At 56.1% G+C, this 25,765-nt stretch carries 17 protein-coding genes and 2 pseudogenes; 8 read left to right on the top strand and 11 right to left on the bottom strand.

Features of this window, described 5'->3' with window-relative positions:
• Positions 1-342: 342 nt before the first annotated feature.
• On the bottom strand, positions 343-1,362 hold the full coding sequence (locus HLB35_RS07490; protein WP_171702085.1) for an OmpA family protein: 1,020 nt from the start codon (positions 1,360-1,362) through the stop codon (positions 343-345).
• A gap of 193 nt (positions 1,363-1,555) precedes the next feature.
• Between HLB35_RS07490 and HLB35_RS07485 the strand changes: the two genes are divergently transcribed.
• The 5 genes and pseudogenes from HLB35_RS07485 (at position 1,556) to rfaH (ending at position 13,310) form a co-directional block, all read left to right on the top strand.
• Positions 1,556-2,356 (top strand): SDR family NAD(P)-dependent oxidoreductase, encoded by an 801-nt coding sequence (locus HLB35_RS07485; protein ID WP_171702084.1) that lies wholly within the window; start codon positions 1,556-1,558, stop codon positions 2,354-2,356.
• Positions 2,353-3,966: an LTA synthase family protein gene (locus HLB35_RS07480; protein WP_235937026.1), complete on the top strand. Its 1,614-nt coding sequence runs from the start codon at positions 2,353-2,355 to the stop codon at positions 3,964-3,966. Before HLB35_RS07485 ends, HLB35_RS07480 begins: the two co-directional genes overlap by 4 nt.
• Positions 3,967-4,070: 104 nt before the next feature.
• Entirely contained in the window at positions 4,071-11,435 is a 7,365-nt protein-coding gene (locus HLB35_RS07475; protein ID WP_328731348.1) for an SDR family NAD(P)-dependent oxidoreductase, read from the top strand.
• A gap of 8 nt (positions 11,436-11,443) precedes the next feature.
• Positions 11,444-12,780, top strand: a pseudogene (locus HLB35_RS07470) (aminotransferase class I/II-fold pyridoxal phosphate-dependent enzyme).
• Between the two features lie 17 nt (positions 12,781-12,797).
• Positions 12,798-13,310 carry a transcription/translation regulatory transformer protein RfaH gene (gene rfaH, locus HLB35_RS07465; RefSeq protein ID WP_171702083.1) on the top strand — a complete coding sequence of 171 codons (513 nt, stop codon included), beginning with the start codon at positions 12,798-12,800 and terminating at the stop codon, positions 13,308-13,310.
• A gap of 93 nt (positions 13,311-13,403) precedes the next feature.
• On the opposite strand, the gene cysQ is transcribed toward rfaH, so the two are convergent.
• The 4 genes from cysQ to HLB35_RS07445 form a co-directional block, all read right to left on the bottom strand.
• The gene (cysQ, locus tag HLB35_RS07460) at positions 13,404-14,177 is read right to left on the bottom strand and encodes a 3'(2'),5'-bisphosphate nucleotidase CysQ (protein ID WP_171702082.1); all 774 of its coding nucleotides are present in this window, start codon (positions 14,175-14,177) and stop codon (positions 13,404-13,406) included.
• Between the two features lie 82 nt (positions 14,178-14,259).
• Positions 14,260-16,164 (bottom strand): sulfate adenylyltransferase subunit CysN, encoded by a 1,905-nt coding sequence (cysN, locus tag HLB35_RS07455; protein ID WP_171702081.1) that lies wholly within the window; start codon positions 16,162-16,164, stop codon positions 14,260-14,262.
• Positions 16,164-17,066, bottom strand: a complete 903-nt coding sequence (cysD, locus tag HLB35_RS07450) for a sulfate adenylyltransferase subunit CysD (RefSeq protein WP_171702080.1) — start codon at positions 17,064-17,066, stop codon at positions 16,164-16,166. The genes cysN and cysD overlap by 1 nt, the downstream gene beginning before the upstream one ends.
• Entirely contained in the window at positions 17,063-17,950 is an 888-nt protein-coding gene (locus HLB35_RS07445) for a helix-turn-helix domain-containing protein (RefSeq protein ID WP_171702079.1), read from the bottom strand. Before HLB35_RS07445 ends, cysD begins: the two co-directional genes overlap by 4 nt.
• Positions 17,951-18,087: 137 nt before the next feature.
• Between HLB35_RS07445 and HLB35_RS17845 the strand changes: the two genes are divergently transcribed.
• Genes HLB35_RS17845 through HLB35_RS17085 form a run of 3 tightly spaced genes read left to right on the top strand, consistent with a single transcriptional unit; the run spans position 18,088 to position 19,813 of the window.
• Complete coding sequence (locus HLB35_RS17845) at positions 18,088-18,474, top strand: SLC13 family permease (protein WP_268895891.1); 387 nt, start codon at positions 18,088-18,090, stop codon at positions 18,472-18,474.
• On the top strand, positions 18,468-19,670 hold the full coding sequence (locus HLB35_RS07440; protein WP_268895890.1) for a cation:proton antiporter regulatory subunit: 1,203 nt from the start codon (positions 18,468-18,470) through the stop codon (positions 19,668-19,670). Before HLB35_RS17845 ends, HLB35_RS07440 begins: the two co-directional genes overlap by 7 nt.
• Entirely contained in the window at positions 19,634-19,813 is a 180-nt protein-coding gene (locus HLB35_RS17085; protein WP_235937025.1) for a hypothetical protein, read from the top strand. The genes HLB35_RS07440 and HLB35_RS17085 overlap by 37 nt, the downstream gene beginning before the upstream one ends.
• A gap of 107 nt (positions 19,814-19,920) precedes the next feature.
• On the opposite strand, the gene HLB35_RS07435 is transcribed toward HLB35_RS17085, so the two are convergent.
• The 6 genes and pseudogenes from HLB35_RS07435 to glmS all read right to left on the bottom strand — a co-directional run bounded on the left by HLB35_RS07435 (position 19,921) and on the right by glmS (position 25,661).
• The gene (locus HLB35_RS07435) at positions 19,921-20,673 is read right to left on the bottom strand and encodes a phosphoadenylyl-sulfate reductase (protein WP_171702078.1); all 753 of its coding nucleotides are present in this window, start codon (positions 20,671-20,673) and stop codon (positions 19,921-19,923) included.
• 136 nt (positions 20,674-20,809) lie between these two features.
• Positions 20,810-21,001 (bottom strand): DUF2283 domain-containing protein, encoded by a 192-nt coding sequence (locus HLB35_RS07430; RefSeq protein WP_171702077.1) that lies wholly within the window; start codon positions 20,999-21,001, stop codon positions 20,810-20,812.
• Between the two features lie 4 nt (positions 21,002-21,005).
• Positions 21,006-21,257, bottom strand: coding sequence for a DUF4258 domain-containing protein (locus tag HLB35_RS07425; RefSeq protein ID WP_171702076.1), 252 nt, complete (start codon positions 21,255-21,257; stop codon positions 21,006-21,008).
• Between the two features lie 152 nt (positions 21,258-21,409).
• On the bottom strand, positions 21,410-22,675 hold the full coding sequence (locus HLB35_RS07420; protein ID WP_216601431.1) for a glycosyltransferase family 2 protein: 1,266 nt from the start codon (positions 22,673-22,675) through the stop codon (positions 21,410-21,412).
• Between the two features lie 525 nt (positions 22,676-23,200).
• Positions 23,201-23,734 (bottom strand): hypothetical protein, encoded by a 534-nt coding sequence (locus HLB35_RS07415; RefSeq protein ID WP_171702074.1) that lies wholly within the window; start codon positions 23,732-23,734, stop codon positions 23,201-23,203.
• 80 nt (positions 23,735-23,814) lie between these two features.
• A pseudogene (glmS, locus tag HLB35_RS07410) lies at positions 23,815-25,661 on the bottom strand (glutamine--fructose-6-phosphate transaminase (isomerizing)).
• Between the last annotated feature and the right edge of the window lie 104 nt (positions 25,662-25,765).

The raw sequence follows: 25,765 nt of genomic DNA, 5'->3' as shown, positions 1-25,765 counted from the left end.
GGGAAGTCATTAGCGCCTCCATAAGCAATCCATGTCTGAACGTCGCTGCATCCAGAAAATAGAGATAAAAAGTATACTTATTAGAGTAACGCAAAAATCGTTATATGTTTATATTTTTTGAAATATAAAACCTGATGATTAAAACAAGAAGGCGAAAAACTGACCCAGTTACATTTAATTACAAAAAAGTGATACAAGGCCTTGGCAAAAGTTCATAAATAGCTATACTCAAATTGTACCCATTGGCGATCTTGTACACCCCTCCCCTTAGCCAATGGGCTGCAGTGAGCCAAGCCCTTTGATGCCCGCCTTCCCCGGCGGGCTTTTTTTTATTCTGGTTTTTCACTCTACATGGATCAAAACTTCTACACGGCGGTTTCTGGCACGCCCTTCCTCAGATTCATTATCCGCTAGCGGCTGGGTGGCAGCGCGCCCTACTGCCTTTAGACGGCTCGGTTCCACCCCAGCTTCAATCAAAGCCTCAACAATGGCAATCGCCCGTGCACTCGACAAGGCCCAGTTGGAAGGGAATTCCGGCGTATTGATCGGACGGCTGTCGGAATGCCCCTCAACGGAGACGTCGCCCTGATAACGCTGGATTGTCGATACCAGCGAATCAACCAGCCCGCTGCCGTCCTCGGTCAATTCAGCCGCTGAACTGGGGAACAACAGCTGATCCTGAACGCGCAGATTAATGCCTTCTGCCACCCGGGAAACCTCTACTCCATCCAGGTCAGGCAGGTAGGCAGACGCTTCCACGCGTTGGGAAAGCGCCTGCTCCAACGCCACCGCCGATGCCACCGCATCATCGTCAATTTCTTCAACATTTACCGGTGGCCGGTCAGTCAGCACCACCATGAATTCCGCCAGTGGCTGCTGCAGATCAAACCCGGAGGGCAGCATTAAGCGTGGCAAGATAAAAGGCGGCGTCTGCTCAACGACAACGTCCTCTGACTGACCCTTCGACGGTTTAGCCAACAAAGGCGGAACACTGCTGAGCGGCGCAGGCCGTGGCGGCAGACCTGCCACGCCCAGTGCTGCACTCACCGCCGCTGGGTTAAGCAGACCAGGATCAGCGTAGCGGAATTCACGCCCCTTTTGCCATTTCCGTAGCTCTGCCAGAGGCTCGGGCAAGGGCACTTCAAAATGTGGCGTGGGTGGCTCTACCGGTTCCGGCTGACGCGATTTTACCAGCCAGCCGGGGTTTGCTGCTTCAGCCGCTACGATTACAATCACAAATAGCGCCACCAGAAGGGTCATAATATCGATGTAACTAACCATCCAGGCACTATCACTGTCATCCTCACCCTGCGCCTTAAGCAGTGAGTCATGACGCGGGCCGCCACGGTGATCTTCAAGCATCCGGTTTATTACTCATTCAAGAAAAGCGCCTCATAGCCGATGGGGCAACAAGCATGACACACTAACCGTCAAACTGAGACACCATTAGAAGTTCTTCATGCGAGTTCTTCATGCATTGAGCCTACAAGCCATGACCTCTTTATATGGCTACTTTAATAGCCGATTTTGTGTTTCACCCAAGAGATGACACCCATTGGATAATGCCGTTCACTCACAGGCGCGAACCGTCCTGATTACCGGAGCAACAGGGGCGATTGGCAGCGCGCTGGCCATGGCCTATGCGCAACCTGGCGCCCGGCTGATTCTTCATGGCCGCCGCCATGGTGTGCTGGCAAACCTTGCTGAACGCTGCAGAGACAAGGGTGCCCACGTCGAGACAAGCGGCGTCGATTTGACCGATGATATGGCACTGGCCGAATGGTTAGCTCAGGTCAGCACCGCAAGCCTGCCGGATATCGCCATCTTCAATGCCGGGCAGAATGCCCACCCTATCAGCACTGGCTACCTGGAAGCACAAGAGAGTGCGCAGGCTCTGATTGACATCAATCTTAGCGTGCCCATGGCCATGGCTCAGCATTTGGTGCCTGCCATGCGTACGCGGGGCAGCGGCCAGCTGGCTTTTATCAGCTCACTTGCTGGCTGGCATGGGCTCCCCAGCACACCCACCTACAGCGCCACAAAAGCTGGCATCAAGGCTTATGGAGAAGCCTTACGCGGCTTGCTGGCACCGGTGGGCATTGGTGTCAGCGTGGTCATGCCAGGCTATGTTACCTCCCCCATGTGCGACGCCATGCCTGGGCCAAAGCCGTTCGAGATGCCTGCACACAAGGCGGCCATTCTTATACAGCGTGGTATTGCAGCCAACAAGGCGCGCATCAGCTTTCCTTTCCCACTTAATTTTGGCACCTGGTGGCTAGCGGTGCTTCCCGCTGCCATTTCACAGCGAATTATCCGCTTGCTCGGATTTGGTCGTATTAAAAGAGAGGCCAAATGATGGCAGCCCTGTCTGTTATAAGCCTTCCTCTTCTTCTAGGAGGATTGGGCACCCTGCTGATCGAATATCTGCTGCGACCTCAGCCATTGTCTCCCTGGCGGCGAGGTATTGCGCCGGGATTGATTCACCTGGGCAGCTGGCTACTGCTTTTCGGTCTATTTACCCTATTCCTGCAGCGCCCCTGGTTTGCGGTCGTATTTATTTTATCGCTTCAGTTGGTCATTGTGCAGTCCAGCAATACCAAGTCGCGGACGCTCAACGAACCTTTTATCTGTCACGACTTTGAATACTTCTGGGATGCCATCAAGCACCCAAGACTCTATGTACCCTTTTTCGGCATTGGCCTTGCCATCGCCGCCAGCAGTGCAGGCGCAGTAGCCATCGGCGCCTTCCTGTTCTGGGAGCCATCGTTAATGACCCAGACGGGAGTAACACATTTCATCACTCTCACCCTGAGCATTGCAATCACAGGTGCCTTGATACTGGCAGGCACCTGGCGAGCGCTGCCGCCACCCAGCCTGGCGCCCCGGCAGGACATGCATCAACTGGGGCTGTTTTCCAGCCTCTGGGCCTATGGCATCGCCCTGTTTAGCGCCCCGTCAACACCGCCGCTCTCACCCTTCACTCAGCGCCTGAACCGCCAAGGTCAGGCAGCTGATTCCCAACTACCTAACGTCGTGATGGTACAGAGCGAGTCATTTATGGACCCCCGCGCCTGGTGCGCTGAGATTAACCCGCAGTTGTTACCCCACTTTGACGCCACTTGCCAGCAGGCCGTGCAACGCGGTCAACTGAAGGTGCCCGCCTGGGGCGCCAACACGGTAAGAACCGAAGCGGCAGTGTTGACCGGTATCGCACCTGAAGCCTGGGGAGCCTGTCAGTTCAATCCTTATCGCCGCTTGGCCCGCCAGTCGGTTGCCAATCTGGTTCAGATATTTCAGCAGGCAGGCTACCGGTGTATCTGTGTGCATCCTTATCCTGCCAGCTTCTATCTGCGCGACCAGGTAATGCCTAAGATGGGGTTTGATCAATTCCTCGATATCGACGCTTTTGAGGGGGCTGATAAGGCAGGACAGTATATCGGCGATGCAGCTGTGGCGAGAAAGGTTGGACGACTGCTCAAAGATGACGATAATAGGCCACTGTTTATTTTCACAATCACTATGGAAAATCACGGCCCGCTACATCTCGAATCACCGTCCCGTTCAACGCTGGGAGAGACATTACCCGCAGCACCATGGCCATTATCTGGCCATCAGCGCGACCTGGCGGTTTATCTTAATCATCTGCGCCAGGCTGATGACATGCTGGGCAGTGTCAAACGGCACCTGCAATCATCGACACGCTCTGGTGTACTGTGCTGGTATGGCGACCATGTTCCCATACTCCCTGACGCTTACAGGGTTTATGGTGCCCCTGATGGCACGACCCCTTATGTGATATGGTCGACGCAAAATACCCTGGATGGCGAGTCACACCACTCGCCTGCAGCGTCTTCGCCACTTTTCAAGGAAGGTTCCCAGGAACGTCCTGAACTGAAGACAGCGCTACCGGCCGAAGAACTGGGCATCCAGCTGTTTAAACAGGTGTTCGAACGCGGTATAAAGTAGAGATGCGAGCAAGGCGATACCAGAACATCAGGAGTAAGAATGACTAAACGCGTTGCCATTATCGGTGCCGCCCATCGTTTCCCTGGCACGACCCCTGAAACGTTCTGGCAAGATCTGCAAGCCGAAAAGGACTTTGTGACCCAGGTTGCCCCGATCGTTGGGGCCAGGAAGCATTTTGGCACCCCAACAAGCGTAACCCAGGTACCAGCGTCAGTTTTGCAGCAGGCAGTTTGGGCGATATCAGTGGTTTCGATCCCGAATTCTTTGGCGTTTCACCCCGTGAAGCGGCCAATATGGATCCTCAGCAACGTATGTTACTGGAGCTGACCTGGGAAGCCATGGAAGATGCGGGAATCAAGCCTGGCAGCCTGCGCGGCAGCCAATGTGGCGTGTTCCTGGGCGTTGCCAGCCTGGATTATTCCTATCGCATGGCCGACGACATGGCGGCCATCGATGCTTCAACCGCGACGGGCAATACCTCAAGCATTGCTTCCAACCGGGTTTCCTACGTGTTTGACCTGCATGGGCCAAGCATGTCGCTAGATACGGCCTGCTCATCGTCCATGGTAGCCTTTCACCAGGCCTGTCAGGCGATTCGCAGCGGTGAAACCAATATGGCCCTGGCAGGCGGCATCAGCCTGCACCTGCACCCCTACGGCTTTATTATCTTCTCCAAGGCCAGCATGCTCTCCCCAACCGGGCGCTGCCAGGTGTTTGATGAAGCGGGCAATGGCTATGTGCGCTCGGAAGGCGCCGGTCTGTTCATGCTTAAGGACTACGACGATGCCGTGGCCGATGGCGACCAGATCCTCGCCGTTGTGGCAGGCTCAGCCGTCAATACCGATGGCCACAAGTCCGGCCTGACCGTCCCCAACCCCAGTGCCCAGATTGATCTGATGCGCCGCGCTTACCAGCAGGCAGGTATCACACCGGACGAAATCGATTACCTGGAAGCCCACGGCACCGGCACCGCTGTGGGAGACCCGATAGAAAGCCGCGCCATTGGCGAGGCCCTTGGCATGCATCGCCAGACACCGCTGCCGATTGGTTCCATCAAGAGCAACCTGGGCCACCTTGAAACCGCCTCTGGAGTAGCAGGCCTTGCCAAGGCCCTTTACAGCCTCAAGCACCGTGAGGTGCCCGCCACTATTGGCATTCGCAAACTTAATCCCAAAATCAAGTTTGACGAATGGAACATTAGCGTTGTCACCCAAGCCCATGCGCTGAAAAAACGTGGCCGTCTGGTGATTGGCGTCAACTCCTTTGGCTTTGGGGGCGCCAACGCCCACGTTATTCTGGAAAGCCCGCCTGAACGCGCTCCGCGCCCGGCTCCTGCACCGCACCCCTCAGCGCAGAGCCCTTATCCTATACGCATCAGCGGGCGTAGCGACGGCGCATTGGCAGACAACATTGCGCGTCTGATTGCCCTGCTGCGCGCTGACAGTTCAGATGCTTTCTACGATATTGCCCATACGCTCTATCGGCATCGTGAGCATCACACCAAAGGTGCTTTGGTGTTTGCCCATAGCGCCGAGCAGGCAGCTGATGCTCTGGCGCGATTTATCGATGATGCTGACAATAAAGACCAGAGGGAAGCCTCAGCGCCCCTGCCATTCGTCACTGCTTTTGACAGACTCAGTGATGCGCAAGGCCCAGTGTTTGTCTACGACGGTAACGGCTGCCAGTGGGAAACCATGGGCCGTGACCTGCTCGACAACGACGCGATTTTTGCTGCGGCGATTGATCAGGTAGACCAGCTTTTCAAGCCATTAGGTGGTTTTTCTCTCGCGGATGAGTTGCGCGGCAATAACGGCACAGAGCGTTTTGAGCACACTGAAATTGCCCAGCCAGCCCTCTTTGCTTTGCAGGTCGCGTTAACTCAATGGCTCGCCGCTCACGGCGTGCAGCCAGCGGCGGTGTTTGGCCACAGCGTTGGTGAGGTAGCAGCGGCCTGGGCGTCAGGCGCGCTATCACTGGCTGATGCCGTCAAGGTGATTTACTACCGCAGCCACTTTCAGGGCCAGACGCGCGGCCAGGGTGAAATGACCGCCGTCGCCCTTGGCGCCGAAGAAATTCAACCCTGGCTTGAGCAGCCCACCTACGATGATGTCCATCTGGCGGGTATCAATAGCCCCAACGGTGTGACGCTGGCAGGTAACCCCGCTCAGCTGGCGTTAATGGAAGCCGCCCTGGCCGAACAGAGCATCTTTGCCAAGCGTCTACCGCTGGATTACGCCTTCCATAGCCCCGCCATGGATACCATCGCCTCTGGCGTCATTGATGCCTTGGCTTCCATTACCCCAGGCCCGACCCGCATTCCCTATATCTCCACCGTAACTGGTCAGCTCCTGGAGGGTGCAGCGCTGGACGCCACCTACTGGTGGCAAAATATCCGTGAACCGGTGCGTTTCCATACCGCCGCAGCTGACCTGATCGCGCAAAGTTTCAATGTCTTTGTTGAAATAGGCGCTCACCCGATTCTGCGCCGTTACCTGACGGAAACCCTGCGCGAGCAGGATATCAACGGCATTGTGCTCAGCAGTGTAGAGCGCGCCAAGTCGGGCCCTGATTGCATGTCAGCCGCCTTGGGCAAATTGCTACTCAGCGGTGTCGATGTCGATGAGCAGGCCTTTTTCCCGGTAGAGGGCCAGCGGGTATCATTGCCGCGTTACGCTTGGCAGCGCCAGTCGCTCTGGGTCACCCCGAGTAGCGATAGCCAAGGGCTGCTTGACCGCTACTACCAGCACCCATTACTTGGCTACCCGCTGGCTCAGCAGGCGCGTACCTGGGAAAGCCAGTTGGATATTCAGCGCCAGCCCTGGCTGGCGGGCCACGTCGTGGGGGAAGGGGCCGTTTTTCCCGGTGCTGGCTTTGTCGAACTGGCGTTGGCCGCCGCCCTGCAGCGCCAGGATACGCCGGTGGTGGATATCGAAGAGCTGGAAATTCGCGCGCCTTTATTGCTGGATACGCCCCATGGCCGCTTGATGCGCCTGCATATGGGTGAACACGATGGGCGCATGGAAATACGCTCCCGAGAGCCTGCCGTCGGTCAGGAATGGCAATTGAACGGCGTGGCCCGCATGCTGCAGGAAACCTGCGGCTCACTGCTGGAACGCCCGGCGCCAAGTCGTCCGAAGCGCGCCCCGGACTACACGCTTGAGCACCACCTGGCCATGGCAGAGCGCCTTGGCCTGCACTACAGCGGTGCATTCCAGGCCATCGCTCACGGCTGGATCGAAGATAGCAGTGTGATTGGCGAGATCATGGCCAATGATGATCTACGCTCCTCTCAGCAAGGCCTGCATTTACATCCTGGTATTCTCGACAGCGCTTTCCAGATGTTTATCCCGCTTCTGGCCCATCAGGCGGATGCCACTCCTCTGGCGTTTGTGCCTGTGCGCGTCGGGCGCATTCAGCTGGATACCCAGGCCGGCATGCCTACACTGGCTCATGCGGTCATGGGCAAACGCTCGCCACACTCCTTTACCGCCGATTTCGAGCTGTTTGATGCCCAGGGCAAGGCCGTGGCCATCCTGTCAGAAGTGCGCTTCAAGGCCATTCGCCTGAACCGCTCCCAGGATCAGGCATTAAGCTATCTCGATATCCAGCTGACACCGGCTCCCCTAGAAAGCAGCGGCTTTGCCACCCCGGATGACGCCATGGCCCGCCTGGGCAATCTGGTCAGCGCCTACGGAACGCAAACCGGCGAGCGCTATGCCAATGAAGTCGCCCCCTTACTTGACCGCCTGAGCGAAGCGTTCAGCGAGGCACAAGTGGACGAAGAGCAGCCGACACCACAGGCTATCTGGCAGTTGCTGGTGCAGGATTACCCTGATTACTTTGCACCGATCCACCTGGTGGGCCGTCTGGGTTTACACCGTCAGGCGTTGCACTCAGGTGCCACCGATCTTGATTCCCTGGGTATCAATGACGAACAGCTCAGCCGCCTTAATCGGGTATTGGTGGGCGAAAGCGGCTGGCAGAGTATCGCCCAGCAGCTGACTGACCTGCTCGATACTCTGCTGGCCAGCCAGCCAACCGGCCAGCGCCTGTGCCTTTTGGAAGCGGGCTGCTGTGTGCCCGCCCTTGGCGAGCGGCTACTTGAACATCTGGCCCATTCAATGCGACGCTCCATGCTGGAGGATGTTTTCCATCAACGCATTCTGCCCACCACAGAGGCGGGGCTGCACCAGGCTGAGCAGCTGCAGGAAGCTTATCCGCTACTGGATATTCACCCTCTCGATGCGGCCATGCCCTGCTTGAAGGATGGTGAAAAAGCCCAACTGGCGCTGGTCAGCCTGGATGTTACTCACCCCAAGCGTACCTTCCAGTTGCTAGAGGCACTCCCTGCGCTGCTGGCACCCGGCGCACAGGTGCTGTTGCTAGGCATTCACCCCAGCCGTTGGCTGGATGATCTACTCGCTACCCCTGGCATTGATCGTCAGGTGCTGGAACCGGCCATGCTCAGCCAGTGGCTGACAGATACCGGTTGGTTGGCCACACCGGCCACTGCCTTGGAAGGCAATGACAACGGCGCCTACCTGATTCACGCGACTGCCTTGAGCAATAGCCAACCCAACCTGGCTACTCTGCCAAGTCGTCGTCACCTGCTAATCACGGATCACCCGGATGACCCACTGGCCCAAGGGCTGGCAGCACTGCTTGAACGGCGCAATGAAGCCGTTCTACTGATCGACACTCAGGATTCACCGGCCAGCCTGCTGTGCGAGGCACTTGAACAGCCAGCACTGGCCGAGCACACCAAACTCGCCCTGAACGTGGTTGATTTGCGTGGCATGCGTGACATCAATGCTCAGCACCAGGCAGTTGTCGACACCCAGACACAGCGCTGCGACCTGGCCAGACAGTGGACCATGGCATTGGAAGCTGCCTGCATTGAGGCCACACTGTGGCTGACCACCCAAGGCGTAGGTTCGCTATGGCAGCCTGAATCAGCCACCCAAGTGGCTGATCATGCCGTCGCCGCTGACGCCGCCCTTTGGGGGTTTGGCCGCTCCCTGGCCAACGAGGCAGTTGAACATGACGTTCGTCTGGTGGATCTGCCTGACGAGCCCAACACAGTTGCCTTGGCCTGCTGGGCCACCTCACTAAGCAGCCCGGACGCTGAGAGCGAACTGGTAATTACGCCGCAAGGCCAGCGCTTTGCCACACGCCTGCGCACTCTGCCAGCACCCAGCCCCGCTACGACCAAGCAGGCAGCCCAGAACGCTGATGATTTAACCCAACAGGCCATGACCCTTGGGTTTGCCATGCCGGGCCAGCTTCGCCAGCTGCAGTGGCGCCCTCGCGCCCTGCCTGCTCTGGGCGCCGATGACGTGGAGATCAAGGTCAAGGCGACCGGGCTTAACTTCCGTGACGTGATGTATACCCTGGGCCTGCTGTCTGATGAAGCCATTGAAAACGGCTTTGCCGGCCCGACTCTGGGGCTGGAGTTTGCCGGTGAAGTAGTCGCGGTGGGTGATGCTATCTCCCACCTGGCGCCCGGCGATGCCGTGGTGGGCTTTGGCCCGGCCAGCTTCAGTGATCGTCTGATTGCCAGCCAACATGCGGTTGCTCCCTTGCCAGAAGGCATCAGCTATGCGGCTGCGGCGACGATTCCGACCACTTTCTTTACCGTCTACTATGCACTCAAACACCTGGCCCGCCTGGAGCCTGGGGAAAAGGTGCTAATCCACGGCGCAGCAGGCGGCGTAGGTATTGCCGCCTTGCAGATTGCCCAATGGCTGGGAGCCGAGATCTACGCCACCGTCGGCTCTCAGGAGAAGCGCGACTTCCTGCGCCTGATGGGCATTGAAAAGCTTTACGACTCCCGTTCGCTGACCTTCGCCGAAGAAATCCTTCAGGATACCGGCGGTGAAGGGGTCGACGTGGTGCTCAACTCCCTGGCAGGCGAAGCCATCAACCAGAACCTGCGCGCGCTGCGCCCCTTCGGGCGTTTCCTGGAGCTGGGCAAGCGCGATTTCTACGAAAACACCCATATCGGTTTGCGGCCCTTCCGCAACAACCTCAGCTACTTCGGGATTGATTCCGACCAGCTGATGAAGGTACAACCCGCCCTGACCCAACGCCTGTTTGGCGAGATGATGGCGCTGTTTAACGATGGCACCTTAAGCCCGCTGCCGTTTACCGCCTTCAACCACAGTCAGGTCATTGATGCTTTCCGCTACATGCAGCAGGCACGCCAGATCGGCAAGGTGGTGGTTACCTACGAACAGCCGATTGCTGCCCAGACCAAACAGCCTCTGGGCAGCGGAGAGCTGTCCTTGTCCAGCGAGGCCAGCTACCTGGTCACCGGTGGATTGGGCGGCTTCGGACTGAAAACTGCTCAATGGCTGGTAGGTAAAGGTGCCAGAGCATTAATACTGGTCAGCCGCAGCGGCCCCACCAGCGAGGAAGCGCAAACAGCGATAGCCGAGTTCGAGGCCCAGGGTGTCACCGTGCTGGCTGCAGCCTGCGATATTACCGATCGTCAGGCACTGGCTGAGGTGCTGGCCAATGCCAGCCAGGCATTGCCACCCCTGCGCGGTATCGTGCATGCCGCTACCGTGATTGACGACAGCCTGATCCGTAACCTGGACGCTGAACGCATTCACAAGGTGCTGGCGCCCAAGATCGACGGGGCGCGCCACCTTGATGCCCTGACCCGCGACTGCCCGCTGGATTTCTTCGTGGTCTACTCGTCGGCCACGACCCTGTTCGGCAACCCCGGTCAGGCTAACTATGTGGCCGCCAACCACTGGCTGGAAGCCTTTGCGGCAACCCGCAGGCAGCAAGGCCAACCGGCAACCTGTGTACGCTGGGGAGCCATTGAGGATGTTGGTTTCCTGGCTCGCAATACTCGTACCCGGGATGCGCTGCAGGAGCGCCTGGGCGGTTCGGCGCTACGCTCCGACGATGCCCTGAAGGTGCTGGAACAGATGCTGCTATCCCCTCTGGCAACGCCCAGCCTGGGCGTGCTGGAGCTTGACTGGAATGCCTTGGCACGTTTCCTGCCTACGGCCAACACACCGCGCTTCAAGGAAATTGCCCGCACCAGCGATGATGATGGGCAGTCAGACAGCGACAGTAGTGATATTCTTGCGCTGCTCGAAACGCTCTCGCCAGACGAGTTGCATACCGCCGTTGTCGATCTTTTGCGCGCTGAACTGGCCAGCATTCTGCTGATCGAGGAAGACAAGATTGATCCTCAGCGCTCTGTCTACGAAATGGGTTTTGACTCACTGATGGGCGTTGAGCTGATGACGGCCATCGAAAACCGTCTTGGCATTGCCATCTCCGTCATGGTGTTGAGTGAAGCCTCTACTCTGGATAAGCTCGCTGCCGTACTGATTCATAAATTGCAGCAAAATGACGACGATGTTGAAGAAGCTCCGCAGGATGCGTTAGCCTCTCTCGCTGCTCGTCATGGAGCAGAAGGCCTGGAAGCCGATCGAACCACTGCCACTTGAGAAATAACATGACCGCGAAGCGCTCAGAACTAAAACGGCAATTGCTTGAACAGGCTCGACAAAGGCCCACGCCCCGCACCGCGGGCAATACGGGATTGGGGCCGTCTGGGCAATCGTCGCGCCCTGCATCGCGCAAGGTGCCTGAGCGCTTCACTCGCTTTGATGCCCACCCCGGCTATCAGCAGATTGCACTGATGCGCCAGGGCGCTGAACAGCTGGGTCTCAAGGACCCTTTCTTCAAGGTGCATGAAGGTACGGCGGGCGCCACCAGCGTGATTGACGGGCGTACCTGCATCAACTTTGCCAGCTATAACTATCTGGGCTACTCCGGCGACCCAAGAGTCAATCTTGCCTCCACCGAGGCCGTACAGCGTTATGGCACCTCGGTATCTGCCAGCCGGGTGGTGTCCGGTGAGCGCCCGATTCATCAGCAACTTGAGCAGGCCATTGCCAAGGCCTATCAGGTTGATGATGCTGTGGTATTCGTCAGTGGTCACGCCACCAATGTCTCAACCCTGGGTTACCTGCTAGGGCCAAAGGATCTGGTCATTCACGATGAATATATCCATAACAGCTCACTGGTAGGCGCTCAGCTATCCGGCGCCAAGCGGATGTCTTTTAGCCATAACGACCTGGCGTCACTCGACGCCCTGCTGGAACGCCATCGTCACCAGTTCGAACGTACCCTGATCGTCGTCGAAGGCCTCTACAGCATGGATGGCGACATTCCTGATCTGCCCGCCCTGGTCGCATTGAAAAACCGCCATCAGGCATGGCTGATGGTCGATGAAGCCCATTCCTTCGGTGTGCTGGGAAAAACCGGCCTTGGTTTGCGTGAGCATTTCAATATCGACGCCGGCGATGTGGATATCTGGATGGGCACCATGAGCAAGACGCTCTCGGGTTGCGGTGGTTATATCGCTGGCAGCGTGCCCCTGGTCGAGACCCTGCGTTATTTCGCCCCTGGCTTCCTGTATAGCGTTGGCATGCCCGCTCAAGTAGCGGCACCCTCGCTCAAAGTGCTGGAACTGATGCCCGAGGAACCCGAACGAGTCGAGAAACTACAGGCTATTTCACGCTATTTTCTCGAACAGGCCAATGCCCGCGGCATGGATACCGGCCACAGCATTGGTGCGGCCGTGGTCCCGGTGATTGTGGGCAGTTCGCCGCTCGCCGCCCACCTCTCCCATGCCTTGTTCGAGCAAGGAATGAATGTTCAGCCCATTCTGCACCCGGCAGTGCCTGAAAAAGCGCTCGCTTACGCTTTTTCATCTCCTGCGAGCATACTCAAGCCCAGGTTGACCAGACCCTGGATGCTTTGGCAGATTTATTAAGTGACGCTTGAAACCACAAGGATTGTCCATGTCCGTGCCTATCAATAACCCGGAACCCGCCTGGTACGTGATTCAGTGCAAAGGGGGAGAATCATTCCGGGCGGCAGAAAATCTGGGCAACCAGGCATACGACGTTTTTCACCCGGTGCTGAATACTCAGCGAAAACGCAACGGCAAACTGACCACTGTCTGTGAACCGCTGTTTCCGCATTATCTGTTTATCCGCCTGGATCAGATTGCCAGCAACTGGCGGCCGATTCGCTCAACCCGAGGCGTGCTCAGGCTGCTGACCTTTGGCGATACCCCGGTGCCCGTCTCCGATGCGCTGATTGAAACCCTCAAACAGCAACCTCACAAGCAGGAAGGCATCCACAGCTACTTCACTCCGGGGCAAAAAGTCACCATTACGGAAGGGCCGTTCAAGAACCTCGAAGCCATCTTCAAAAGCACCAAAGGCGAAGAGCGCGCCATCGTGCTGATCAACATGCTCCAACGCCCCCAGCACATCGAAATGAGCGTGCACCAGCTGAGTAAAGAGTGAGGAGGGAGGAGTGAGCGCGCTTCGCGCTTGAGAGGAGTCACCTCTCATCAGCCTAAAGCCCGCAGGGCGCTCACAAGCCCGCAGGGCGCTTACTTATCCCCCCCATACCACAAAATGCGGGTTGAGTTTTTCAGCGGGGGTGGCGTAGCTCAGCGGCGTGCCTTCCAGGGTTTCTACCCGGCCACCGGCCTGTTCGACGACGGCGTGGGCGGCGGCGGTATCCCACAAACAGGTGGGACCTAAGCGCGGGTAGACATCCGCTTCCCCTTCGGCGATGGCGCATAGTTTAAGCGAACTGCCCATCGGCACCATTTCATGCGCATCGAGCTGGTCTAACCAGGCGGCCAGGTCCGGGCTGGGGTGAGAACGGCTGCCAACCACGCGCCAGGAGGTGCCAGCGGCAGGCTTGCCTGCCACCTGAATCTCATGGCGCTGGCCATTGTCATCCACCTTGACGGCACCAAGGCCCTGAGCAGCCAGATAGGCGGTTCCCAGAGCAGGCGCGATGACGACGCCCAGCACCGGCTTGCCCTGCTCAATCAAGGCGATATTGACGGTAAACTCACCGTTACGCTTGATAAACTCCTTGGTGCCATCCAGCGGGTCAACCAGCCAATAGCGGCCATCGTTATCTACCCCTGTAAAACCCGCCTCGTCTTCTTCCGACAATACCGGGATCCCATGAGGCAAGGCGTTCAGACCTTTAACGATAATCTCATTGGCGGCTTTGTCAGCTTCGGTCAAGGGGCTCTTGTCTTCTTTCTCTTCGACGCTGAATTCCCGCGCGTAGACGGTCATGATCGCCTCGCCTGCCTGGCGGGCAATCGCTTCAGCGTTTTCCAACAGCGCCTGGTCAATTATTGCCATGTTCTTGTCCTTGCGATGGTGTGTCGCTCAACCCATAAAAAAACCCGCCAGCCAAGGGCCAGCGGGGAAAGTCAGTCGGCTATCAGTTAATCAGGCCGCGTTCACGCAGCGCCTTGATAACCGCATCGGCGGCGTCTTCCGGCTGCATTTTTGCCGTATGCAGGTGAATTTCCGCTGACTCAGGTGCTTCATAAGCAGAATCAATCCCGGTGAAGTTCTGCAACTCACCGCGACGCGCCTTCTTGTATAACCCTTTGGGGTCGCGCTCTTCAGCAACATCCAGCGGCGTATCAACAAAGATCTCGATGAACTCACCCTCGTCCAGCAGGTCGCGCGCCATACGGCGTTCGCTGCGGAACGGTGAAATAAAGGCTGTCAGCACAATCAGGCCAGCATCCACCATCAGCTTGGCCACTTCAGAGACACGGCGGATATTCTCGACCCGGTCAGCATCGGTAAAGCCAAGATCGCGGTTCAGGCCGTGGCGCACGTTATCGCCGTCCAGCAGATAGGTATGCTGGCCCTGAGCATAAAGCTTCTGCTCAACCAGGTTGGCAATGGTTGACTTGCCTGCCCCGGAAAGGCCGGTGAACCACAAGACCGCTGGCTTTTGCACCTTGGCTTCCGCGCGCTGCGGCTTGCCGATATCCACATGCTGCATGTGGATATTCTGGCTACGGCGCAGAGCAAAGTTGAGCATGCCCGCCCCGACCGTATTGTTGGTCATACGGTCGATCAGGATAAAGCCACCGGTATCTTGATTTTCCTTGTAGGGGTCAAACGCCACCGCCTTGTTCAGGCTCAGGGTGCACACACCAATGGCATTCAGATCCAGCTGCTTGCTGGCGGTATGCTCCAGGGTATTGACGTTGACCTGATACTTGATATCGGTGACGGTCGCCGACACCGTCTGAGTGCCCAGCTTCATCAGGTAAGGGCGGCCAGGCAGCAGCGGTTCGTCATGCATCCACACCAGCGAGGTTTCAAACTGGTCAGCGGTCTGCGCGGGCGAATCCACACCAGAAATAATATCGCCACGAGAGATATCAATTTCATCTTCCATCAGCAGCGTGACCGACTGCCCTGCCACAGCCTGTTCCAGGTCGCCATCATAGGTATAGATGCGCGATACCTTGCTGGTGCTACCTGACGGCTGTACGCGAATTTCATCGCCCGGCGTGATCACACCGCTGGAAATCATCCCGGTAAAACCGCGGAAATCCAGGTTCGGACGATTGACCCACTGAACGGCCATGCGGAAGGGATTGCGCTGCAGCCGCTCGTCATCCACCTCCACGGTTTCCAGATACCCCATCAGAGTCGTGCCGTGGTACCAGGGCATTTTCGCGCTATGCTCGATAACGTTATCGCCCTTGAGCGCCGACATCGGGATGAAAGTAATATTCTCCAGGCCCAACTGCTTGGCAAACTCGCGGTATTCCTCGACGATTTCATCAAAGCGGGCCTTGGAATAATCAACCAGGTCCATCTTGTTGATGGCCACGATCACCCTACGCATTCCCATCAGCGACATCAGAAAGCTGTGGCGACGGGTCTGGGTCATGATGCCATGACGCGCATCCACCATCAGGATGGCGGCATCCGCATTGGAGGCACCGGTGACCATATTACGGGTGTACTGTTCGTGGCCGGGGGTATCCGCAACGATAAACTTACGCTTGTCGGTAGAGAAAAAGCGGTAGGCAACATCGATGGTAATGCCCTGCTCACGCTCTGCCGCCAGGCCATCCACCAGCAGGGCAAAATCCATATCCCCGCCCTGGGTGCCATACTTTTTGGAGTCCGCTTCGATGGAAGCCAGTTGGTCTTCAAACAGCAGCTTGGATTCAAACAGCAGGCGGCCAATCAGGGTGCTCTTGCCGTCATCAACGCTGCCACAGGTGATAAAGCGCAGCAGCCCCTTACTCTCATGGGACTTCAGATAGCCCTCGATGTCGGCGGCGATCATATCGGATGAATGTGCCATTAGAAGTAGCCCTCCTGCTTTTTCTTCTCCATCGAGGCGGCGCTGTCGTTATCGATCACGCGCCCCTGACGTTCCGAGGTATTGGTTAACAGCATTTCCTGAATAATCGCCGGCAGCGTGTCGGCTTCCGACTCAATGGCGCCGGTCAGCGGGTAGCAGCCCAGGGTACGGAAACGCACCTTGCGCATCATCGGCACCTCACCCGGCTCCAACGGCATACGCTTATCATCGACCATGATCAGGGTGCCATCACGTTCAACCACAGGACGCTCGGCAGAGTAGTAAAGCGGCACAATCGGAATGTTCTGCAGATAGATATACTGCCAGATATCCAGTTCCGTCCAGTTGGACAGTGGGAAGACACGAATCGACTCACCCTTGTGCTTGCGGGTGTTGTAGATTTTCCACAGCTCAGGGCGCTGGTTTTTCGGGTCCCAGCGATGCTGGGCGGTACGGAAAGAGAAGACACGCTCTTTGGCGCGGGATTTCTCCTCGTCGCGGCGGGCGCCCCCAAAGGCTGCATCAAAGCCGTATTTATCCAGCGCCTGCTTCAGACCCTCGGTCTTCATGATCTCGGTATGAATCGCCGACCCATGGGTAAACGGATTAACGTTTTTCTCAACCCCTTCCGGGTTGATATGCACAATCAGCTCCATGCCGATATCACGCGCCATATCATCACGGAATTCGTACATGGCCCGGAATTTCCAGCGTGTGTCGACGTGCATCAGCGGAAAAGGCGGTGGCGAGGGTGCAAACGCCTTACGTGCCAGGTGCAGCATGACTGCACTGTCCTTGCCGACAGAATAAAGCATCACGGGATTGTCGGTCTCGGCGACCACTTCCCGCATGATCTGGATGCTTTCTGCCTCCAGACGTTGTAAATGGGTAAGAGATGTCATCGTTTTACCTGCTTGCTATTGGAATCAGGGTTGTTGGAAGCCCGGTTATGAGGAACACAGCCATTGGAAATACAGTTATTAAAAACAGTACTTTTTGCGCCAGCGCGAACAGATTCGCCGGGCACCAGGCCAATATCGGCGGGTACAGGCACCAGCCAAAAATCCCGCTGAGCGGCCAGCCACGCCGTTAGCTCAGGGGCAGCGCTCAAGGCAGCACCGTGAAACACCAGCGCAGCCGGGCCATTGGCGGCCAGTGCCTTCAGCGTTATCAGATAATCCTCAGCCACCGGCGGGCGCCTGAAAGAGCGCATCCACAACCGGCCGCGAGAACCATGTAAATAGATTTGATAGAGGGAGCCATCAGGATGTGACAGATGGCGTACTCCACCCTGCCAGCGCTGCGCGGCGCTGTTGAGCTGTTTGAACACAGGGGCGACCGCCTGGCGATACCAACGGCCACGCATTGAGCGCTCCTTGCTCAAGGAACCCAGCGGCCAGGCCTCGCGCTTTAGATGCTCTTCCTCCCACCAGTGCTCCACCGCCCGCTGGCTAACCGGCTGGCTATGCGCTTTTTCAAGGCACTGCGCCAGATCGGCGCTATTCCATCCAGGCTCGCCCACAGGTGGCAGCTCATGTAGGCATTGCCATAGCGTTGCTTTCAATGCAGGCGCCAGCACATTGGCCTGCCCTTTATGGCGGCCACGAGGCCTAACGGGCACCGCTGCCCATCCTCCTTCACGAAACGCTTTCCAGGCAGCAGAAACAGTGGGTGCAGAAAGCCCTGTGCGTTCACATACCTGCACCACAGTGAGACCGTCCAAGCGCAGCTGAACCGCTTTGATGCGGCGCTCATTCAGCTTTTCAGGCGATAAATGTTTAGTCATTTAAAAATCTTTAACTCACTGTTATACATGCATAAAAATTACAAATAAACGCTATTTCCAATCAACTGTTAGACACCATCATAAAAGGCTGCGTAAAATTGAGCAAGTCACCCGTTCACATGCAAGGATAATGACCAATGACGCCCTGGGCGGTTCTCGCTTCCATCGCTGTGCTGCTTGCCAGTCTGATCAGCGGAAAAGTCAAACCGGCAACAGCCTTTGTCAGCCTGGCAGGCGCCTACCTGGTCGCTGGCCTGGTGGACACCTCCGTTCTGCTGGCCCAATACACCAACCCGGCGCTGGCAACGCTATTGCTCCTGTTGCTGGTATCGCTGGCCCTGGAACGTTCCCCGCTGCTTGACTGGCTCTCCAGTCACCTGCTCAAGGGCAGCCCACGCTTCGCAACGGCGCGCCTGATGGGCACCACAGCGGTGCTTTCCGCGTTTTTGAACAATACGGCCGTGGTAGCGGCCTTTCTGGGGCCATATCGCGCCAGTCGCGTATCGCCCCTTCGCGTTTGCTGATTCCGCTGTCCTATGCCTCCATTCTCGGCGGTGTCACCACCCTGGTCGGTACCTCCACTAACCTGGTGGTCAATTCTTTCTATCTGAATGCCAACGGCAGCGAGCTGGGCATGTTCCAATTTGCACTGGTTGGGCTGCCCGTGGCCCTGATCACCTTTGGTGTACTGCTCTGGCGCGCTCAGAAACTGCCTCACCATCACCCTGAAGACACCGATGAAAAGCTCTCCTATTTTCTGGCCGCCGACCTGCATGCCAACTCACCCATGGTGGGTAAAAGCATCGAGGACAACGGCCTGCGCCGCCTGGAAGGTCTTTACCTACTGGAAATCGAGCGCCATGGCCGCCTGATCAGCCCAGTGGGACCGGATGAGCTGCTGCAGCCCGACGACACCCTGGTGTTTACCGGCGAAACCAACAAGGTTCAGGCCCTGCAGCGCTTTCCCGGCCTGACTCTGTTCGGGCATCAGGCCGACGATGTACTGGCCACCAACCTGGTGGAAGTGGTGATTTCTCATGAATCAGAACTGCCCGGCAAAACCCTGCAGGATGTGGATTTCCGTAGCATGTTCAGCGCGGGCGTGGTGGGCATAAGGCGGGGAGAAAAGCGTCTTGAAGGCCAGCTGGGCAAGATTCCACTGCGCGTAGGTGATTGCTTACTTCTGGCGGTCAGCGCCGATTTTCGCCAGCATCGCAATCTGGACCGCAACTTCCACCTGCTCAGCGGCAGTTTCAAACGCCCCCAACTCAATCGGCGTGAGAGCCTGCTGACGCTCAGCGGTTTTATGGCCGTGATCGGGCTTGCGACCTTTAACCTTTTACCGCTATTTCACGGCCTGATGCTGCTACTTGGCGGCTTACTGGTCGGCAAGGTGCTCAGCGTGACCGAGTTGCGCCGCCGCTTTCCGTTTGAGCTATGGCTGATCATTGGTTCAGCGCTGGCCATCGCCCAGGCGCTGGAAGCCTCAGGCGCAGCGGCTCTGCTCACGGAAGGCATGCAGGCCATGTTCAGTGACTATGGGATCTATGCGGCCTTTATTGGTTGCTACCTTCTCACCCTGCTATTGACCGAAACCGTTACCAACAACGCCGCTGCAGCGTTGGCATTTCCGTGGCCTGGAGTACCGCCCAAGCCTTTGGCGCCGACCCGCTGCCGTTTGTTATGGCGGTTGCCTACGGCGCCAGCGCCTGCTTTTTGATTCCCTTTGGCTACCAGACCCACCTGATGGTCTACTCACCCGGGCGTTACCGCATCAGCGACTTTCTAAAAACCGGTTTACCCGTCAGTCTTGTCTACTCCGCCGCCGTGCTGATCCTGACCCCGCTGGTGTTTCCGTTTTAGTGGATCGTGAGTCGTGAGTCGTGAGTCGTGAGATGTTACTACTTACCATTCACTACTCACTACTCACCATTCACTACTCACCATTCACTACTCACCATTCACCACCCTCAAACATGCAAACCACATTCGCGCTGCAGGCCGAAGAAGCGGGTATCTTCTTCCTGCATGCCGGGGCGTAGGGGCTGGCTGGTGTGCCAATCGCCGACGGTCACGTAGCCTTCTTCCCACAGTGGGTGGTAGGGCAACTCATGGCGGGTCAGGTAACGGTGGATATCGCGGTTATCCCAGTCAATCAGCGGGTAGACCTTATAGCGGCCATCCTGACGCTGCTCTACTACCGGGCGGGCCTGACGAGAACCGGATTGTTGGCGACGCAACCCGGCGAACCAGGTGCCCACCTGAAGATCTTCCAATGCCTGCTCCATAGGCGTGACCTTCATCAGCTGGTTGTAGCCGTTAATCCCCTCGGCACCCTGTTCCCAGAGTTTGCCGTAAAGAGTTTCCAGCCGCGCGGGCGACATCTGCGGAGTCACGACCTGCAGGTTCAGCTGCAAGCGCTCAGTAAGGGTATCAATAAACTGATAGGTCTCTTTGAACAGGTAGCCGGTGTCTACCAGTAACACCGGCAGGTCTGGCTTGATACGGGTCGCCAGATGCAAGAGAACCGCCGACTGAATACCAAAGCTGGAACTCAGTACAAACGCTCCCGGCAGGTGTTCCAACGCCCACTCAACCCGCGCCTCAGCGGGCTGCTGCTCCAATACTGTGTTAGCAGCACCCAGCTCAGCGGACGATGGTTCAAAACGGGTGATGCCAGTAACAGGTGATGCATGTTCAGTGTGATGGGCGGAATACGCCATGATCGCACCTCCTCTGTTAAAAGATGGAGAATGCCACCATGATAGACCGCCAACGAAAAGAACATAAAAGAATAAAAAATAATTTTATGATTCTTTTAAAGAATATAGTGATGTCAACCTTACTACTCGCGACTTGTCATGCTGCATAGCTTCTCAACAATGGCCATGCGCCTTGCTTAGACGCCTCAAGAATCACAATTTCAACAATCGACCCGTCGTTCGCATAGCTTATATGGGTATTCCAATCCTGAGAAACTTCTTTCACTATCGGCTTTTCAGAAAGATGGAGCACAAGAATATCATCAGCGTCATCGTAAGTTGTTCTCATGAAATTACTCCCCTTCGAAATAGTGCATTACCGTTTTAACTACCAATCGAGCCTCTAATGTTACAGCCACACGAAGCAAATTATCACTCCGAAAATCAAACTCTTTAGCTATCCATAACCGACTGTCATCTTTATAACGTGTTACTCCTGTTTCTAATAGATCATGCAGCTCAATCTCCGAGACCCCTCTTTGAAACATTCGTTCACGTGCATGTCGAGTAACCAAAACAGATAGCCCAAATCGCTCAGAAAACATCTTATTTCCTTCGTCTATTTTCTCCCCAACCGTTGCCAGAAATCTGCAAAAAGGGGCGCGGCTGATTCAAGGAAATAGATATCCTCGGTCGGCCGCGCCCCATCGCTTAATACTAACCAGCGCTCACTCCTCACTCCTCACTCCTCACTCGCCTAACGCAACGAAAAATCCTCATACGCCAAGGTAAGGTTAGGGTTATAGGCAGGATCATGATTCAGCAGATCTCTCCAGGTTCGACGCATGTAAGCCATTTCCCTCAATCTTCTAGTGCGCTTTTTAGGCGTATTATCAGCCCCACGCGAAATCGATTCATGATGATAAAGTTCTGCATAAGGCGTCCACAGATTTCGATATCCCGCTTTGTAAACTTTCAGGCATAGGTCCACATCATTGAAGGTAACCGCCAGTTTCTGCTCATTTAGCCCGCCCACTTCGTAGAATACGTCCTTGCGCACTAAAAGACAGGCGCCAGTAACTGCGGTTAGATTCTGGGTCAGTTTCAACCGTCCGCAATAACCCTCCGCCTGACGCGGAAAGAAGCGGTGCGCATGGCCAGCCACGCCACCCAATCCAAGAATGACGCCACCGTGTTGCAGGGTTCCATTCGGGTAATACAGCTTTGCCCCGACACAGCCGATGTCAGGGCGTAATACCTGCCCAACCATCTCGCTCAACCAATCGCCATTGATCGGCTCAATATCGTTATTCACCATGCCAATGATGTCGCCATTAGCGTGACGCACGCCGAAATTATTAATCGCCGAATAGTTAAACGGATGATGCCAATGCAATACCTTAACGCGTGAATCGCGCGCTGCAACATCCGCCAGATAAGCCAATGTTTGCGGGCAAGTACTCTGATTATCAAGAATTAATAGCTCGAAATGACGGTAGTGCGTCAGCGCTAGGATACGGTCGACACAAGGCCTGAGGATGTCGACGCCATCGCGGGTAGGCACCAGCAGACTGACTAACGGTGGCCTTTCACCAAGGGGCCATCGGACATGAGCGCTAAAGGGTAATTGGCCATGACTCACCCTTGCTTCACACCCCGGCAAGGTGAGCTTTACCCAGTCTTCGACCAGTAAGGGGATATAATCCAAGCGCTTCTGGTCTGCTTTATGGTGAGCAATATGGCGATGGTACAGCATCCAGGGTAAACGCTTGACCGTACCCACCGTCGAAGTTTCCCGTTGGGACAGCCAAGCCAAAAAGCGCAATGCGCGAGCATAATCCAGATCATCACGCCGCATATCACTGCGCACACGCCCACCGATCTCCTGATAGACTTCAAGGCGCCATAAAATACGTCGTTTATAGACCGCCATTCTGCCAACATAATGGGTTGAGAGCAGCAGATCGGGATTCCATTCAGGCTTGAAGGACGGCTGGGATCGCCGCTTTTCATTATCGACCACATCCTCATCGGCATAGAACAGCTGGCAGCTCGGCGCTTCGAGCCAGGCATCCGCTATACGGCTGAGTGCCAGCGGTGCAAGAATATCACCCGGTGATAAAAATAAGGTGCCTTCGCCAGAGGATTGAATAAACGCATGACGCGTCAAAGCGGCTAACGAGGCTTGCTGACAAATGCTCACATAGGCCGCGCTAGCGCATATATTGTGAGCCAACAGACGAATAGCTGCTACCTGTTTGGCATTCAGCGTAGCAGGAAGTGCAATGCTGACTTCCCACTTGGAATAACGCTGAGCCATCAACGAAAGCAGTGTTTGCTTAAGGCCCGCCATGCCAACGCGCTCAAACTCAACGTCATGCAAAGGCAAAAGAATGGCGAATGTAGGAGAGGCTTTCTCATCGGAATATAACCAATTTTCAGCCAATCGACATAAATCTGGCTCAACGCTGCTAACCCAATGAGTGTAGCCATATTGTGTACTGGCACGCATAAAGGTTTGGGTATGTTCCGCCAGCGCTACACTCTTTCACCGACAGCCACGCGCAACAGATTCACGGTGCAAGGCTCGTTTAACCTCACTCACCCCCATACCTTTGTAATCAGGATGAATACTTGATAAACGTCGCGCTAGCCGGTCATGAGCAAACCATGGCGTCAGCCACACCCAACGCAGGCGCTTTATCTTAAGGGTATTTGAAGCATTGGAGGTCGCCAGTGAAATGCGCCTCACACCTAAAGGGATGAAAACAAGCCGTTTAGCTATTTTCCCCGGCTGAACAGGAATACCCAGTTGGAACTTTTTGTGGCGCGTTTCTACCAGAATGATAGCCACACCATACATGGCACCTTCATCGACATGCAGTTCAATCATATTCCAGCCTGGCCAGGGCCGCTCGCCAACCAGATCGAACTGTAACTGATTCCCTGGTTTGCCAGGCTGCAACACAGGTTCTCTATGCCAGAAAGGCTTTCCAGAGAATTGCTTGCTCAACCACTGCTGTACCACATCAGATGCCTTTACCACTGTTTTAAACAAGCCATTTATAGCGATTTTTAGCATCGTCTGTGTTTACTCACGTCATTGCATAGTCAATCGATAAGCGTGACTCGCTCTATTTTGCAGGAAAGACTTCCTCGCTGTCACTCAACCGTCACACTCTTGGCCAAATTACGGGGCTTGTCTACGTCAGTCCCTTTAACCAGAGCAACGTGGTAAGACAGCAGCTGAAGCGCCACCACATGCAGCACAGGCGAAAGCAGGCCATAATGCTCAGGCATTTGCAGTACGTTCACGCCTTCACAGGAAGCCACCTGGCTATCGCCATCGGCAAATACATACAATTGGCCACCTCGGGCGCTGACTTCCTGCATATTGGCCTTGAGCTTCTCAAGCAACTCATCATTAGGCGCCACTACTACGACCGGCATCTCTGCATCCACTAGCGCCAGAGGGCCATGCTTGAGCTCACCAGCTGGATAGGCCTCCGCATGAATATAGCTGATTTCCTTCAGTTTAAGCGCGCCTTCCAGGGCAATCGGATAGTGGCGACCACGCCCCAGGAAAAGAGCATGGTGCTTGTTGGCAAAATGCTTGGCCCAGGCCTTAATGCTGGGCTCCAGTTCCAGCACGTTTTCCACAGCCACAGGCAGATGGCGCAATTCATCCAGGTAGGCTTTTTCATCCGGCTCACTCAAACGCTGATTGGCCTTGGCCAGCAAGAGCGTTAACAGAAAAAGCGCGCTTAATTGAGTGGTGAATGCTTGGTGGAGGCCACACCGATTTCCGGCCCTGCGCGAGTAATAAAACGCAGCGCGGTTTCACGCACAATCGCGGATTCCGGCACGTTACAGATCGCAAGTGTGTGCGTATGGCCCTGCGCCTTGGCATGTTCAAGCGCGGCAAAGGTATCTGCCGTTTCTCCAGATTGAGAAATCACCACCACCAGTTGACGCGGGTTGGCCACACTCACCCGGTAGCGGTATTCGCTGGCAATCTCGACATTGCACGGCAGACCCGCTACCTGCTCGATCCAGTACTTGGCGGTCATGCCCGCATAGCTGGAAGTACCACAGGCAATAATCAGCACCGAATCTACCTGCTGAAATACCTCAGCGGCCTCAGCGCCGAAAATACCGGGTTCCAGCTTGCCCGCCCCACTGATCATCTCAAGCGTGTTACCCAGCGCCTGAGGCTGTTCAAAGATTTCCTTCTGCATATAGTGGTTGAACTCACCCAGTTCGACCGCATTGGCAGAAAGACTGGAAGTGATGACCTCACGCTCCACCTGTTGACCACTAGCGTCTATCAGAAAAATGGAATCGCGGGTCAGTTTGGCCACGTCGCCGTTTTCCAGATACATCATACGCCTGGTCACCGACAGCAAAGCCGACGCGTCCGATGCCGCATAATGGCCATCATCGGCAACACCCAGCATTAACGGTGAACCTTGACGGGCCACTATCAGAGTATCCGTTTCATCCTCACTGATCACCGCCAGTGCAAAGGCCCCCTGCAAACGCGCAACAGCAGATTGCACCGCAGAGAAAAGATCACCCGCTGGCTCTGTACCATCAAGCTCACCTTTCAGGCAGGCACGGATCAGGTGCGCGATGGTTTCAGTATCCGTATCAGAGGTAAATTCGTACCCCAGCGTTTGCAGCGTGGAGCGCAACGCTTCGTAATTTTCGATGATGCCGTTATGCACTACCGCCAGACCGGTAGAAATATGCGGATGCGCATTATGCTCTGCCGGCACACCATGAGTGGCCCAGCGCGTATGGGCAATACCCACTTGCCCCGAAAGCTGCTGTTCAGCTACACGCGCCTCAAGCTCAGCCACTCGCCCCTTGGCTCGAGCACGCTGCAAGCCGTTGTTAAGCACCGCAAGCCCAGCAGAATCATAGCCACGGTATTCGAGTGTTCTCAGGCCCTGAAGCAGAAAAGGGATACATTCCGTTGCGCCGATCGCGCCGACAATGCCGCACATAGTGTTTCCTGTTGGTAGTGAGTAGTGAGTAGTGAGTAGTGAGTAGTGAGTAGTGAATAGTGAGTAGTGAGTAGTGAATAGAATAAAACCTGTCTGGCCACAGA

The organism is Vreelandella azerica, from assembly GCF_013112225.1.
In the GTDB taxonomy this organism is placed as follows: domain Bacteria; phylum Pseudomonadota; class Gammaproteobacteria; order Pseudomonadales; family Halomonadaceae; genus Vreelandella; species Vreelandella azerica.
Note: the sequence above shows the minus strand (reverse complement) of the source record. Positions and strands in the feature narration are given on the sequence as shown.